The 14,836-nt window shown below is 52.0% G+C and carries 14 protein-coding genes and 1 pseudogene; 3 read left to right on the forward strand and 12 right to left on the reverse strand.

What is annotated here, in order from left to right; all coding sequences use genetic code 11:
• Window positions 1-114 precede the first annotated feature (114 nt).
• The 3 genes from rsmC to hemL form a co-directional block, all read right to left on the reverse strand.
• Window positions 115-1,134 (reverse strand): 16S rRNA (guanine(1207)-N(2))-methyltransferase RsmC, encoded by a 1,020-nt coding sequence (gene rsmC, locus C9J01_RS27990; protein WP_107301346.1) that lies wholly within the window; start codon window positions 1,132-1,134, stop codon window positions 115-117.
• A 102-nt stretch (window positions 1,135-1,236) separates the two neighbouring features.
• Window positions 1,237-2,322 carry an AI-2E family transporter gene (locus C9J01_RS27995; protein WP_107301347.1) on the reverse strand — a complete coding sequence of 362 codons (1,086 nt, stop codon included), beginning with the start codon at window positions 2,320-2,322 and terminating at the stop codon, window positions 1,237-1,239.
• A 333-nt stretch (window positions 2,323-2,655) separates the two neighbouring features.
• Window positions 2,656-3,954: a glutamate-1-semialdehyde 2,1-aminomutase gene (gene hemL / locus C9J01_RS28000; protein WP_107301348.1), complete on the reverse strand. Its 1,299-nt coding sequence runs from the start codon at window positions 3,952-3,954 to the stop codon at window positions 2,656-2,658.
• A gap of 265 nt (window positions 3,955-4,219) precedes the next feature.
• On the opposite strand from hemL, the gene clcA reads away from it, so the two are divergent.
• Both clcA and erpA read left to right on the forward strand, forming a co-directional pair.
• Window positions 4,220-5,623, forward strand: a complete 1,404-nt coding sequence (gene clcA, locus C9J01_RS28005) for a H(+)/Cl(-) exchange transporter ClcA (protein ID WP_107301360.1) — start codon at window positions 4,220-4,222, stop codon at window positions 5,621-5,623.
• 60 nt (window positions 5,624-5,683) lie between these two features.
• Window positions 5,684-6,025: an iron-sulfur cluster insertion protein ErpA gene (gene erpA, locus C9J01_RS28010; RefSeq protein ID WP_107301349.1), complete on the forward strand. Its 342-nt coding sequence runs from the start codon at window positions 5,684-5,686 to the stop codon at window positions 6,023-6,025.
• 91 nt (window positions 6,026-6,116) lie between these two features.
• On the opposite strand, the gene C9J01_RS28015 is transcribed toward erpA, so the two are convergent.
• Entirely contained in the window at window positions 6,117-7,436 is a 1,320-nt protein-coding gene (locus tag C9J01_RS28015) for a peptidoglycan DD-metalloendopeptidase family protein (protein ID WP_107301350.1), read from the reverse strand.
• Window positions 7,437-7,563: 127 nt separating this feature from the next.
• Between C9J01_RS28015 and tyrS the strand changes: the two genes are divergently transcribed.
• Window positions 7,564-8,751, forward strand: a complete 1,188-nt coding sequence (tyrS, locus tag C9J01_RS28020; RefSeq protein WP_107301351.1) for a tyrosine--tRNA ligase — start codon at window positions 7,564-7,566, stop codon at window positions 8,749-8,751.
• 94 nt (window positions 8,752-8,845) lie between these two features.
• Here tyrS and C9J01_RS28025 read toward each other — a convergent pair whose 3' ends face one another.
• The 8 genes and pseudogenes from C9J01_RS28025 to C9J01_RS28060 all read right to left on the reverse strand — a co-directional run.
• Window positions 8,846-9,844, reverse strand: a complete 999-nt coding sequence (locus C9J01_RS28025) for a questin oxidase family protein (RefSeq protein ID WP_107301352.1) — start codon at window positions 9,842-9,844, stop codon at window positions 8,846-8,848.
• Window positions 9,845-9,932: 88 nt separating this feature from the next.
• On the reverse strand, window positions 9,933-10,349 hold the full coding sequence (locus C9J01_RS28030; RefSeq protein WP_107301353.1) for a VOC family protein: 417 nt from the start codon (window positions 10,347-10,349) through the stop codon (window positions 9,933-9,935).
• A gap of 169 nt (window positions 10,350-10,518) precedes the next feature.
• Entirely contained in the window at window positions 10,519-11,130 is a 612-nt protein-coding gene (locus tag C9J01_RS28035; protein WP_107301354.1) for a TRIC cation channel family protein, read from the reverse strand.
• Between the two features lie 203 nt (window positions 11,131-11,333).
• Entirely contained in the window at window positions 11,334-11,909 is a 576-nt protein-coding gene (locus C9J01_RS28040) for a trimeric intracellular cation channel family protein (RefSeq protein WP_107301355.1), read from the reverse strand.
• 108 nt (window positions 11,910-12,017) lie between these two features.
• Entirely contained in the window at window positions 12,018-12,842 is an 825-nt protein-coding gene (gene btuF, locus C9J01_RS28045) for a vitamin B12 ABC transporter substrate-binding protein BtuF (RefSeq protein WP_107301356.1), read from the reverse strand.
• On the reverse strand, window positions 12,843-13,799 hold the full coding sequence (locus C9J01_RS28050) for a cobalamin biosynthesis family protein (RefSeq protein ID WP_107301357.1): 957 nt from the start codon (window positions 13,797-13,799) through the stop codon (window positions 12,843-12,845).
• A gap of 1 nt (window position 13,800) precedes the next feature.
• Entirely contained in the window at window positions 13,801-14,499 is a 699-nt protein-coding gene (gene mtnN, locus C9J01_RS28055; protein ID WP_107301358.1) for a 5'-methylthioadenosine/S-adenosylhomocysteine nucleosidase, read from the reverse strand.
• Between the two features lie 118 nt (window positions 14,500-14,617).
• Window positions 14,618-14,836: pseudogene (locus C9J01_RS28060) on the reverse strand (glutamate synthase small subunit); the annotation flags it as partial.

Genomic DNA, 14,836 nt, shown 5'->3' on the forward strand with positions numbered 1-14,836 from the left:
GCCGACACACAGATTTGACGTATTTACCGTCAGTCGTGGATAAAGGATTAAACAAAACAGGCCGTTTTGTCTGAAAAGTTGGGCTAAGACCGGGTGTTACCCGGCCTCGAACAGTCATTTTTTTGCAGTGTAAATACTAAATTTATTGTTTTTAGCCGTGGTTTCGCAGCTGCCTAGGCTTTCCTCGATAAGAGGTGGGTAGCGCAGGAAACTATTGGCAACAATGATTAACTGGCCTTCGTTTCTAAGGTACTGCGGCGCCTTGGCAATAAAGTCTTCAGTCGCGGCGTAGAAGGTTTTCAGCCCTGCATGGAATGGCGGGTTGCTGATCAGGTAGTCGTATGGGCCCTTAAGCGATGCGTAGACATCGGTGGCGGTAAAGGTCGCCTCAAGCTGGTTTTCCCGGAAGGTTTCCTCTGCAGATGCAATGGCCAACGCACTGATATCACACAGTTCCAATTCGATCGATGGGTTGTTGGTTTTCATTACCGCACCAATAACGCCGGCACCGCAACCGAAATCTAGCACGCGGCCTTTTAGTGAAGGCAGAGTTTCTAGCAGTAGTTTTGAGCCTTGGTCGAATTCACCGTGGCTGAATACACCTGGCAGTGAGCGGATCGTTAATTCAGCACCTGCGATGTTCAGCGGGTAGCTGCGGAACCAGTCATTGATGTCGAAAGCTGGTGCCTGGGTGTCACAGCGGCCCCAGAAGAAGCTGCAGCGGCGGGCCGAGTCATATTTGGTCAGCTTACCATAAGGTGCGAACATCTTTTCTGCACTGCGCACACCACTGCGGTTTTCACCCACGACACAGATTTCAGTCTCCGGGCCAAATTTGGCCAGCAGCATCGCCAGCAGGTATTCGGCTTCCGCTTTGGCTTTCGGCCAGTATAGCAAGATCATATCGATATCAGCTTCTTCGCTGAACTCAGCGCCGAAAGCGGTGTGGATATTGCTGTAGGCAGCCATACGGCGGGCATAACCGTAATTGGTGGTAAAGATCGTTACCGATGCCGCAGTCTGTGAGAGCTCATTGGGAAAGTTGTCATCGAGCTCACCAGCCACAAGGACTTTGCGGTTCTCAAAAAACTCTAGTTGGCGGGCAGCAACCTGACTAGCAGTACTGTATGACATAACGACCTCAAGAATGGATGAAAGCTGTGTTGGGGCGCGAATTGTTCCACAAAATAGCGGATAAGAAAAGCCGGGCTGGGGCAGGTGCCCCAGCCAAACAGATTAATGGTGGTCCTGATGTTGCAGGAAGTCCTGGAATTCGGCTTCGTAGAGTTTGAACAGTACCAGGGTAACAGCAAAGATGATCGGGCCGTAGATCAGGCCAATCAAGCCGAACACATGCAGACCACCAATGATGGAGAAGAAAATCAGCAGGGTACTCATCCCAGAGCTGCCTTGCATCAGCAGTGGACGCAGGAAGTTATCGATAGAGCCGACGACTACCGCTCCCCAACCTGCCAAGAAGAGTGCCCATTCCCATTTGCCTATCAATAGCAGGTAGATACTGGCGGGTAGCCAGATCAGCGCTGTACCGACAACGGGAATCAATGAGGCAAACGCCATCATTGAACCCCAGAACAAGCCTTGGAACCCTGCCATCCACATAGCAAAACCACCGGCAAAGCCTTGGGCAAGGGCGGTGAGGAAAGAGCCGAGTACCGCAGACTTGGCCACTTGCTCAACTTCATTGAGGACGGCGTCTTCCTGGCTGCGAGAGAGTGGCAGTACGTGGCGGATGGTCTGGACGATCTTGTCATGGTCGCGAAGTAGGAAGAACAGCACGAACAGCATCAACATAAAGTTGATCAGGAAGTTGGTGGCATCTCCCAGCAAGCGGGCACTGACATTTAGCAATTGCGCGCCGAACTTGGAGGAAGCCGAAGCCACTTTCTGGACCATAACCTGAGTATCGACCGGCTCGAACGGTGAGTACTTTTCAATAAGCGAGAGAAGCTTGACCACATAAGGGTGAGCGAGCACCTCCTGCACCCCGCCGGAAGTTAACCACGTATAGCTCTCTTTGGAAAAGGTCGTGCCCTGGTGGATGATTGAGCTAAATACCACCAGCATCGGGATCACTATGATGAAGGTCAGTAAGGTGCAGGACAGTACCGAAGACAGGTTAGGCGAGCGAGGCAGCACCCTATCCAGCTTTAAATGCAGCGGGTAATAGAGCAGTGAGATGATAAAAGCCATCACAATAGGGCCGATATATGGCTCAATCAATGTGTAACTGGCATAGGCTGCCAGTGCCAACGCGGCAATAAGCATCCAGTGGCGAGATTCAGCTTTGAATGGTTTGGGCACTTTGCATCCCTTCTCGATAGTTTTAATGAGGCTGATGTTGCTGTCTGGTATTATGATTGCACCACATTGCTTACGAGGCAATCGATAATATCTATCTGATTTTCCAGCGAGGAGGTATGACGATGGGGTGTTGTGACTGCGGCTGTGAGACCAAGAACAAAAGGCGGGTCCCGCTAGCGGTTTTGGTCTTGGCGGCACTGGTCGTTTTGGCGCTTGTCTTTTGGCAGTGAGGCGCAGAGTCTATTTTAGACAGGCCAAAAAGCAACAAGCCGCTCACTGAGCGGCTTGTGTTTATTGTGCAGGTTGCCTGCAAACAGTTACTGCGGAGCTAAATTACGCTGCAGCTTCTTCTGCTAGTGTCTTGAAGGCATATTCAGCTGCACCTAGTGTGGCTTCAATTTCCTTGTCGCCATGGGCTAGTGAAGTGAAGCAAGCCTCGAACGCAGAAGGTGCAAGGTAAACGCCTTTTTCCAACATCAGGTTGAAGAAACGCTTGAAGCGCTCGATGTCGCACTTAGCAACATCATCGTAGCAGTTCACCGCTTCTTGGTCGGTAAAGAAGAAGCCGAACATCGCACCCACCTGGTTGGTTTTCAGTGGGATACCGTATTTATCAGCCAGAGACTGGAAGCCTTCAGCGAGGCGTTGGGTGGTGCTGGCAAGCTGTTGCTCGTGGCCTTCTTTGGTCAATACGCTCAGGCAAGCGTGGCCTGCAGCCATGGCAACAGGGTTGCCTGATAGTGTCCCTGCTTGGTAAACAGGGCCGGTTGGGGCAACATATTCCATTACTTCACGGCGGCCACCGAAAGCACCAACAGGCATACCGCCACCGATCACCTTACCAAGTGTTGTCAGGTCAGGCTTGATGTTGTAGTAACCCTGTGCGCCACCGTGAGATACACGGAAACCTGTCATCACTTCATCAAGGATCAGCAAGGCACCAAACTCGTCACAGATCTCACGTAGGCCTTCAAGGAAGCCCGGTACTGGCGGAATACAGTTCATGTTGCCGGCTACTGGCTCGACAATGATACAAGCGATCTGCTCTGGGTGCTCAGCAAATGCCTCGCGTACAGAATCTAGGTTGTTGAAGGTGCAAGTTAGCGTGTGCTTGGCAAAATCAGCAGGAACACCTGGCGAACTTGGCTGGCCAAGGGTCAGGGCACCGGAGCCCGCTTTCACCAATAGGCAGTCGGCATGGCCGTGGTAGCAGCCTTCGAACTTGATGATCTTGTCACGGTTAGTGAAACCACGAGCCAGGCGGATAGCACTCATGGTCGCTTCGGTACCCGAGCTTACCATACGAACCATTTCCATCGATGGTACCAACTGGGACACCATTTCAGCCATGGTGATTTCCATCTCGGTTGGGGCACCAAAGCTCAGGCCCTGCTGGGCTGCATTGATGACTGCATCGCGGATAGCGACATGGTTGTGACCAAGGATCATCGGACCCCACGAGCCAACATAGTCAATATAGGCTTTGCCATCGGCATCGAAGATGTAGGCGCCGTCTGCGCGCTCGATAAATAGCGGGCTGCCGCCTACGCCTGCAAAGGCACGGACTGGTGAGTTAACGCCACCAGGGATCGTCTGTTGCGCTTTGGCAAATAAATCAGCTGACTTGCTCATTGTGATGTCCTGTTATTGAAGATTGTCCGATTTGAACTGTCGGCATTGTACCTAGGCTAATGGGGGCTTTCAATTGGGTGCTTAGGGAACTATGGGCTAGCGCAATGCATTGCAGGGCACAAAAATGCTGCGCAACACTGCAAAGCTAGTTTTCAACATTGAATATGTAAAAAAAACAACCAGTCAGCTATGCTTTCCAAAGGTGTATCCACCCCTTTCTATTGTTTCCCGGCTCCGGGATGACTTCATATTTACGGCATTGTTGATGACAGAGAATAACCAAGGCACCCCTGCGCCTGAAAGACTGCAGCCGAGCGGGCTGGTCCGGCGCTTTTTATCCCGTGACAAAACCCCTGTATCCGTCCTTTTCCTCTCCGCGCTGGTTGGCCTTGGGGCAGGTTTGTTGTCGACCTTGTTTGAGATTGCCGTGCACTGGGTATCTGAGCAGCGTACGGAATGGTTGCGTCATGAGATCAGCAATATGCTGCCATTATGGTTGTCGGCCTTCTTGATCAGTGCCCTACTGGCCTTAGTGGGGTATTACCTAGTCCATCGTTTTGCCCCCGAGGCGGCGGGTTCAGGGATTCCGGAGATTGAAGGGGCGATGGATGACATCCGCCCTGTACGCTGGTGGCGGGTACTGCCGGTTAAGTTTATCGGTGGCTTAGGGGCGCTTGGCTCTGGCATGGTATTGGGCCGTGAGGGGCCCTCGGTGCAAATGGGCGGCAATATCGGCCGGATGGTCTCCGATTTGTTCCGCCTCAAAGATAAGGAAGGCCGCCACGCACTGCTTGCATCCGGTGCGGCGGGTGGTTTGGCTGCAGCATTTAATGCCCCGCTGGCGGCCATCATGTTTGTGGTTGAGGAGATGCGGCCGCAATTTCGCTACAGCCTCATTTCGATTAAGTGCGTGATGATCTCGGCCATTGTGGCCAATATCGTGTTCCGCAGTATTTCTGGCCAGCAGGCTGTGATTACCATGCCGCAGTATGATGCGCCGCTGTTGCGCTCATTGTGGTTGTTCTTATTGCTTGGTATGGCCTTCGGTATTTTCGGGGTGGTATTCAATAAGCTGGTCACCATGACCCAGGATATGTTTGCCCGTATCCACCGCAATAACCGCCGGCGTTATTTGTTGACCGGCACCCTGCTCGGGGGGACTTTCGGTTTACTTTTGTTATACATCCCTGAGTTGACCGGTGGCGGGATCAGTTTGATCCCAAGTGCGACCAATGGTGAGTATGGCATCAGTGTGTTGCTTCTCTTGTTCTTGGCCCGGGTGGCGACCACCTTACTGTGTTTCGGCTCGGGGGCGCCCGGAGGGATATTCGCGCCAATGTTGGCACTCGGCACCCTGTTCGGGACATTTTTTGGCGCGGTTGCCCAGCAATTGTTTCCTGAACTAGGCTTGCAGCCAGGTATGTTCGCCATTGCAGGGATGGGCGCGCTGTTTGCGGCAACGGTGCGGGCCCCGATCACCGGTATATTGCTGGTGATCGAAATGACCGACAATTACGATTTGATCTTGCCATTGATCATCACAACCTTGGGCGCAACCATGCTGGCACAGGTACTTGGCGGTAAGCCAATTTACTCCCAGCTCTTGCATCGGACCATAGAAAAGGAAAAAATGGCAAACAGAGAGCAGTCTACAGTGGTCAATACTTGAACGAGATAGTCAGGTATTAGATAATCACAGCCATGACCGAGAGTATTTGAGAGGTTTTTAATGAGCGATGCTAATCTGCCGCTGAATTTTTCTGATGTTGCAGCGAACAAAGTGAAAACGCTTATTGCCGAGGAAGAGAATCCGGAGCTGAAGCTACGTGTTTACATCACCGGCGGTGGTTGTAGTGGTTTCCAGTATGGTTTTACTTTCGATGAGAAAGTGAACGAAGGCGATACCACGATTGAAAAAAGCGGCGTCACACTGGTTGTTGACCCGATGAGCCTGCAATACCTGATCGGTGGCACGGTTGATTACACAGAAGGGCTGGAAGGTTCCCGTTTCTTTGTAAACAACCCGAATGCGACAACCACTTGTGGTTGCGGTGCATCGTTCAGCGTCTAATTGAGTCATCGGTGATCGGGTAGATTACCGCTGCACAGGCGAATAAAAAGCCGCTCCCGAAGGGGAGCGGCTTTTTTGTTGTGGTTGGCGGTTAGGTGCGATTGCCAAGTAGCGGGCTGTTGTCGGCTATGAACTGGCTGAAGTGGTTCAGCTGTGCCATCCGCTCTTTGGCATACTTCTGGAATTGGGTCTTTTCCTTGCCACTGAGCGAGCGGGCTTGGGGCAGCTTAACCGTCCTCGGGTTCTTGTGTACGCCGTTGACCAAGAACTCATAGTGCAGGTGAGGGCCGGTGACCCGGCCAGTACCACCTAGCGTACCAATGGTTTGCCCCTGTTTGACGCGCTGGCCTGTTTTGACCTTGCGTTTTGTCAGGTGGAGATACTTGGTAATGTAGGTCGAGCTGTGGCGGATGAATACATAGTTACCGTTGAACTTGTTGTAGCTCGACTGCATGACCACACCGTCACCGGCAGCCCAAATAGGGGTGCCGACTGGGGCAACGTAGTCTGTACCCCGGTGAGGGCGGACTTGCCCGGTAACCGGGTGTAGGCGGCGCGGGTTGAAGTTCGAGCTGACATAACGGAAGTTAATCGGTGAACGGAGGAAGGCCTTGCGCATGGCCTGGCCTTTCTCGTCATAGTATTTGCCATCTTCACTGCGGATGGCGGTAAAGGTCTGGCCCAAATTGGTAAAGGTTGCAGCAAGGACATTGCCGCGACCGATAGGCTCACCTTCCACCAGGCGCTCTTCAAATAGCACCGAAAAACTGTCACCGGCACGGATATCTAATGCGAAGTCGATATCCCAGCCGAAGATCCCAGCGATTTCCATGATTTGGTTGGCTGTTAGCCCGGCTTTATCGGCGGCATTCCAGAAACTAGAAGTGATCACGGCTTGGGCAAAGTTGAGCTGAAGGTCTACGTCTTTGCTCTCTTTGTTCGAATAGAAGGTATCAGCAGTACGGGTGATCACCAAGCTGTCGGTCGCACTCTGTGGTTGGATCAGCTGGACTAATTGATTGTCTTCATCAAAGCCAAAGCGCAATTTGTCGCCCGGACGAAGGCTGGTTAAGGTTTTGGTGCCTTCATCGGCATTGACCAAGCGGTAAAGGGTCGCAGGCGATAACCCCACTTTGTTGAATACCACCGCCAGGCTTTCGCCAGATTGCACCTCGTGCTCTTTCCACTTAAGAGCGGGAACCATGGGTTTCTCATCACCTTGCATTGGCCGAAGTTGGTCGGTATCAAGGGAGATTTCCAGCGGGTAGAGCTTGCCGATTTCGAATTTTCGCTCAGGGTGTCCACTGCTTCCTGAACTCGGCCATAATATTAACACCACGAGCAGCGTGCTGATCACGGTGATGAGAGTCTGGTGCATCCTTGGCAACCGGCGGAGTATCGGTACTTGCATGTGGTGTTTTTTTGCGATTTCGTAAAAAATAAGACAACCCTTAGTCTAACTGGTTTCAAAAAACATCGCTATTCAAGTAAGATTGAGGATTATTACTTTTTTGCCAATTCTGTGGGAGCGAACAAGAATGGCCAGCATTGAACAAGCTTTAGCTGAAATTAAGCGTGGTGTGGATGAGCTGATTCCGGAAGAGGAGCTGATTGCCAAGCTAAAAGAGAACCGTCCTCTGCGAATCAAACTCGGTGCCGATCCAACTGCACCGGATATTCACCTGGGTCACACGGTGATCTTGAACAAACTGCGTACGTTCCAGGAGCTAGGCCATGATGTCACGTTCCTGATCGGTGATTTCACCGGTATGGTAGGTGACCCAACAGGTAAAAATACGACCCGTCCGCCGCTAACTCGTGAAGACGTTCTGCGTAATGCAGAAACTTACAAAGAGCAGGTTTTCAAAATCCTAGACCCTGCCAAGACCAAGATTGAGTTCAACTCGAGCTGGCTGTCAGACTTAGGTGCAGAAGGCATGATCCGCCTAGCTGCAAACCAGACTGTTGCCCGTATGCTTGAGCGTGATGACTTCAAAAAGCGTTACAACGAAGGCCGTCCAATTGCGATCCACGAGTTCATGTACCCACTGCTTCAGGGCTATGACTCTGTAGCCATGGAGACTGATGTTGAGCTAGGCGGTACCGATCAGAAGTTCAACCTACTGATGGGCCGTGAACTGCAAAAAGCCAATGGCCAGAAGCCACAGGTTGTTCTGACTATGCCACTACTGGTTGGCCTGGACGGTGTGAAGAAGATGTCTAAGTCTGCTAACAACTACATTGGTGTGACAGACGTACCAAGCGAGATGTTCGGCAAGATCATGTCTATCTCTGACGAGCTAATGTGGAACTACTTCGAATGTCTATCTTTCCGTCCGCTGGAAGAAATTGACCAGTTCAAGGCCGACATTGCTGGTGGCCGTAACCCTCGTGATGTGAAAATCTTGCTGGCGAAAGAAATCATTGCCCGCTTCCACAGCGAAGCCGATGCCGATGCAGCCGAGCAGGAGTTCATCAACCGCTTCCAGAAAGGTGCGATGCCAGATGAAATGCCTGAATTCGAATTCGAAGCCGGTATTGCGATTGGTAACCTGCTGAAAGACGCTGGCCTTGTTAACTCCACCTCTGATGCGATGCGTATGATCCGTCAGGGCGCTGCGAAAATCGATGGCGATAAGATTGAAGATACCAAGCTGATCCCTGAAGCGGGTACTGCGGTCTATCAGGTTGGTAAGCGTAAGTTTGCCCGTGTGACCCTGAAGTAATCCACTTCTTCCTTAGACAGTAAGAAGGTGCCCTGTTGATACAGGGCACCTTTTTTTATTCCCGTCGTTTCTGAAGGAGGCTTAACGACTCCCTTCAGGCAGCAAGGCGCGCGAGCAATGAGTCAACTGAGGCTGGGTATTCGGGATAAGGGAAATATTGGTAGAGGTAGGCGCAGCTGTATACCAATTTGATGTCGTGATCATCAACGCTGGTCTGCACCTGCTCAAGCCATACCTGCCATTGGACAAGGGAGGGAGTAGGTAGAGGTTGAAACTTGCCGGGCGATATAGTGTCAGCTCTTGAGGCACAAAGGGCTGCAATGTAGGCTTGCCAGAAGTAGTTTACCGCCAAGTCTTTATGTTCAATCAGGGGCATGAGGGTATGCAGTGCTTGCAAGCCGGTCACACCATGTAACAAGGTAAAGTTACCGGAAGCCATATAGAGCTGGATGCTGCTGTGGGCGATGAAATCCAAGTTGACTCCAGCAGGGTTCGCCGAAATCTCATGGTATTCAAGGGTGGTGATAAGCTCGTCGATTCTGTCAACGATGTTACCAGGCTGGAAAGGGTAGCCATTGAAACGTTCGAAAGCCATTTTTAGCTGCGTCTCACCCCGGTATTTGGTTGTGACTTGCAAGGGCCCGAGCGGCTGGAATTCACTCGCCCAATAGGCAAGTGCTATCGCTGTTTCTTCCTTGTCTTGTATCTGAACGGCATAGCTGAGACGGATAAGGGCATGGAAGGCTGCAGTCGCGACTCCTGGCAGCAGTTTTGGCAAGGCATGGATGACGGCTTGTTCGAGCCCCTTTTGTTCAACCAGTTGGCGATATTTGGCCAGGAAGTCGGGAAAGTGTTGTTTGTTGCCCAAAACAGCAATGCTGCTTTTGGGTGTCGGTGACAATTGGCGGATGGGTTCTAGCCTTGGCGTATAGTCCCGGTAGAATGCCTCTAGTTGTGAGTCAGTCGCACCACAGAATGAAAGTGCGGCCAGCGCCATAGGTAAATGGTTGGATAAGCCATCTTGGTAGCTGGGATCAAATTGTTGTCCTTGCCTAATCAGTTGCAAGGCTTTAAGGGAGATAGGTTGAAACATGTTGCGACCTCTTGTTAGAGGCGGTTATCAAGCCATGGCTTGAACAGCAAACCGTTACTCGTTATATCGGAAAATTGTACTGTGAGTGTTACTGGCTGTAGTCATTGCGCTGGCTGCTGTCTTGGCTCAGGTATTCGATAAATTCCCACTCAATCCCATTGGGATCCCAGAAATAAACCCGCTTGCGCCAGGGGTGCGACGTCTCCATCTCATTTTCTTCGTAGCCAGCTGCCTGCAGGCGGGCGCGGATCGCTTCGACATCTTCACTCACCAAGCCGATATGGTTGATACCGCTGTCTACGTATGGGGTACGGTCGACCGATGTCCGCTCGACGACTTCCTGCAGCGCGAGGTAGCTTTGCTCTGTCCCGATATGGCACCAGCGGTAGCCATTACCCTCGCCGCAGTGACGGACAGCAAAGGCCGGTAGGGCGGTCTGAATGAATGCGATAGTGTGGTCAATGTTACCGACGGTGATATTGGCATGTTCAACGTAGGGGGTCATAGGCACCTCTTTTCTATTAAATAAAGTTTTTTGCTTATTTAAATATAGAGTGCGAACGAGTTAAGTAAATTTTTTTATTTATTTAATGGGTTTGAGACACAAAAAAACCGCCAGTGTGGCGGTTTTTATGCAAGAGCACGAATCCTTGCGCCCGACAGCGGGAGGTCGATCAGTGCCTCAAGGCGAAAGTTGGCAGGGAAAGGTGCCAGCGTATCGCAGCCAGGCGAATAGTGAGTGTCGTGATGATGCCTGCCACGGTAGCGACGGCAGCATCGACATTAGCGGATAGGGCTACGGTATGGACAATGCCGCCGAGGATACAGGCAGTAGCGTAGACCTCAGTACGTAGTACCATCGGGATTTCCCGTGCTAATACATCACGAATAACCCCACCGCCACAGCCGGTCATCACCCCCATGATCACTGCAACCATAGGAGTCGCACCAAAACGCAGGGCCTTCTCGACACCAATCGCCACGAAGACTGCAAGGCCAATGGCATCAGAGACCGGTAAGATCCACCAAGGCATTTGGCGTGGGCGGCGTATCGCCAGCATGCTGACTAGGCAGGTAATGAAAATCACCCATAAGTAATTGGTATCGGTGATCCAGAAAACAGGTGTCGCGCCAAGAGCCATATCGCGGATGGTTCCCCCTCCAATGGCGGTAACGCTGGCCAGCACCACAACCCCGAACGGGTCCATCCGGAGTCTGCCTGCCAGTAATACACCCGAAGCGGCAAACACGGCCGTTCCGAACATATCGAGAAGATAAATGAGCATTATGATACCTGCTGAGTCATAGAATATAGGGCGATCGCGCAGATTGTACGACGAATAAACTGGCTGACAACTCGCTGCAATCGCTTTGTGAGGTGACTCACATTGATTGTTGTTGGCTTGTTATCAGCCCTCCTACGGACAGGCGATTTAGTTATAAGGCCGAAGCTTAAAGTGGCAATTGATTGTCAAGGGGACACGGTAAGTTAACGGATTGCAGCAAAGCGGATAACCAGAGTTGTACTGATGCCGGCCAGGGTTGCAATGGTGGAGTTGATAGGTATGGAAAGTACTACGGTATGGATAACCCCTCCCATAACACAAGATGTTGCATATAATTTGGTACGTAATGCCATCGGGAGCTCATGAACAAGTAGATCTCGGATTATCCCTCCGCCACAACCGGTTACGACTCCCATGATCACTGCGACCATCGGGGAGGCACTATAACGTAGGGCTTTTTCGACACCTATAGCAACAAACACAGCAAGCCCGATTGCATCTGCCAATGGCAGGAGTTTGGGGGACATTGTTCGGGGGAGGTGCAGGGCAATCATGCTGATTAGGCAGGTAGTGAAAATGACCCATAAATAGTTGGTATCATTGATCCAAAATACAGGAGTCGCTCCGAGAGCCATGTCTCTGATTGTCCCGCCGCCAATAGCGGTTACACCGGCAAGTACGACAACACCAAACGGCTCCAACTTGAGCTGGTTTGCTAATAATACCCCGGAGAGAGCAAAAACCGCAGTTCCAAACATATCAAGGAGATAGAATGGCATCGTGTTACCTAGTATTAATTAGGTGGTAGTGTTGAGTGTAGGGTGAATCAAAAGGCAGGCCATTCCTATTTTCACTATCGTGACATGCTTCCAGAAGTTACTCGCTTGTTACATGTGCCTTTCACGAACTTGGTCCAGGTACTGGCAGATTTCTTCAGCGGCCTTTATGGTGCGTGGTGTAGGCCGGTTTAACCAGTCTGATGTCACAGTAAAAATATGCTGCTTTTCCACTGCGGGTAACTGCTGGCGCCACTTGTCCCACACCGATTGATCGGCGGCAGCATGCGAAGTACCGAAAATCACCTCTGGCTGGCGAACAATGACTTGCTCTTGTGAAACCTGCGGGTAGGCGGCAGCACTGTTGGCAAAGATGTTTTGCCCACCACAAACAGCAAAGACTTGGCTTGGCCAATTATCGCCGGCGACGGTGATTATTGGGCTGTTGCTGAGCTGGTAGAAGTAACTGACGGGCTGTTTTTCCTGATGTGTCAAACGAAGGCTCTCTAGCCGCTGACGAAAATCGTGAGCATTGCTTTGGGCTTGTTCGGGTGTGTCGGCAAACTGGCCGAGTTGCTCAAGGGTCGTAGCAATGTCTGCTAAAGATTTAGGGTTGGAATAGAACACCTTAAAGCCGAGCTGCTCCAGCCGGGTCATTTCACGGGTCGGGTTACCTCCTTCCCAAGCGAGGATCAAATCAGGCTGCAGGGCAACGATGCGCTCCATTTTGATGCCACGGTAGTTGGCAACCCGCTCGAGGGATTTAGCCGCTTCTGGATAGTCACTGTAATCACTGGCAGCGATCAATTTATCCCCCAGCCCTGCTGCATAGGCCATCTCAGTCGTGTGGGGCGAGAGGCTGATGATTGTTTTCACTGGCTGGGCAGAGGTAACAAAGGCTGGGAGTAACAGTAGGAAGAGGGCAGCGAAACGCACTTAAACAGCTCCTTGTAGCATGAGAAGTAGCAGGCTTTGGACAGTAACCCATGCCCATAGACGTTGGTTAGCAAGGCGGTTGAGTTGGCTTAGGTGCAATGCTGCAGGCGCAATCCTGCCACCGAGCTTGGGCCGCTCCATCTTGGTTTGATCGTAGATAGCCGGCCCACCTAGCGATAGCGACAGTTTGTGTCCGGCCGCAGCCAGTAGCCAGCCGGGGCCCGGTAGTAACCAGCTCTCGCCCTGTTGTTTGAGTCCCTTTAAAGCGACCTGAGCGTTGTGGCCGATAGTCAGGATAAGGGCAAACAAGCGCAGAGGCACGATATCGAGGATAGCGAGAACTGTAGTTGCCGGCTGGCCAAAATGACGGAATTGCTGCCTACTGGGTGACCAGCAGCGGCTGAGTTCAACGGCTAGCCGATATAATATTGCGCCGATACCGCCGGCCAGGGCATACCAAAATAATACGCCTGCCACTAACCGGCCATAACCGACCAGCATGGTCTCGGCCCCTGCCTTGCCTAGACCGAGTAAGGAGAGGCTTTCTGTGTGGCGGTTGACTTTGCCTGCCAGCAGCGCTCGGCACTGCATTTTATCTTCACGGCTGTAGGCGCGGACAAACTGTTTGCTGAACTTGTGCAAATTGCGCCAATCCAGGGCAACCCAAAGTAGCAGAAGATGGAAAGCCGTATCGATCCAGACCAGTTGGTAGAGGCAAATAAGGACAATCAGGACAGTAAGCCACAACAAGGACCACGACAGCAGCCCTGAAAGGCGCTTTTGCTGCGGGGCATCGTTGGGTTTGTTGACTTTACTGGCGATGGAGAGCGCGAGCTGGCGCCAAATCTGTAGCGGGTGTAACTTGGAAGGGATCGGCAACAGCCATTGCAATGCCAGTGCACCCCACAAGGCGAGTAGGGTGCTGTTACCGGCGATACTTGCAATGGCGTCGGTCATCTTACTGGTTCAGTAGGTCAACCATTTTAGCCACCATTACTGATGAGCTCTGGGCTGCCACAGGCAGGAACTCTTCAAAGCTCATTGGCGACTCTTTGTCTGCTACATCGGAGATGGCGCGGACTACAACGAACGGTACGTTGAACTGGTGGCAAGCCTGGGCAATGGCCGCAGCTTCCATCTCTACCGCAATTACTGACGGGAAGTTGTCACGGATGAAAGCTTGCTTTTCTGCCGAGCAAACGAAAGCATCACCAGTACAGATCAGGCCGCGAACTGCGTGGGTATCACCCATGGTCGCCAGTGCCTTTTCGGCAACGTCCATCAGTTTGGCATCAGAAGCAAAGGCTGCTGGCTGCTGGGCCATCTGGCCAATTTCGTAACCAAATGCTGTGACGTCGGCATCGTGGTAACGCACTTCTGTTGAGATCACGACATCACCAACATTCAAGCTGCTATCGAAACCACCAGCAGAGCCAGTGTTCAGCACAACATCCGGCTGGAAGATTTCAAGCAATACCGCACTGCCTACCGCTGCTGCTACTTTACCGATGCCAGATTGAAGTAGAACCACATCATGGCCGTTAAGCGTACCTGTGTAGAAAGTACAGCCTGCTTTGTTGTGAGTCTCGCAGTTAGCCAGTTGGTCTTTAAGGATGGCAACTTCTTGCTCCATCGCGCCGATAATGCCGATTTTCATCAATACAGTCTCTTGTTAGGTAACAAGCCCCCATAGAGGGGGCGTGGGGATAGGCGGATTGTAACATGGCGGGCGGCTACATTGCCAAGTCGCCAGCCGGTTAGTTACACATCAATAGCTATACATCTAGGAAGTCGAGGATACCGTCTGCGGCGCGGCGCCCTTCGTCAATGGCAGTAACGACCAAATCCGAACCACGGACGGCATCGCCGCCGGCAAATATCTTCGGGTTGGTGGTCTGGAAGGCAAAGTCGCCACCCTCCGGGGCCTGGATCCGGCCCCATTGATCCAGCTCGACGCCGAATTCGGCCAACCAAGGCATAGCATGGGGTTGGAA

Source organism: Photobacterium rosenbergii, assembly GCF_003026455.1.
GTDB lineage: Bacteria > Pseudomonadota > Gammaproteobacteria > Enterobacterales > Vibrionaceae > Photobacterium > Photobacterium rosenbergii.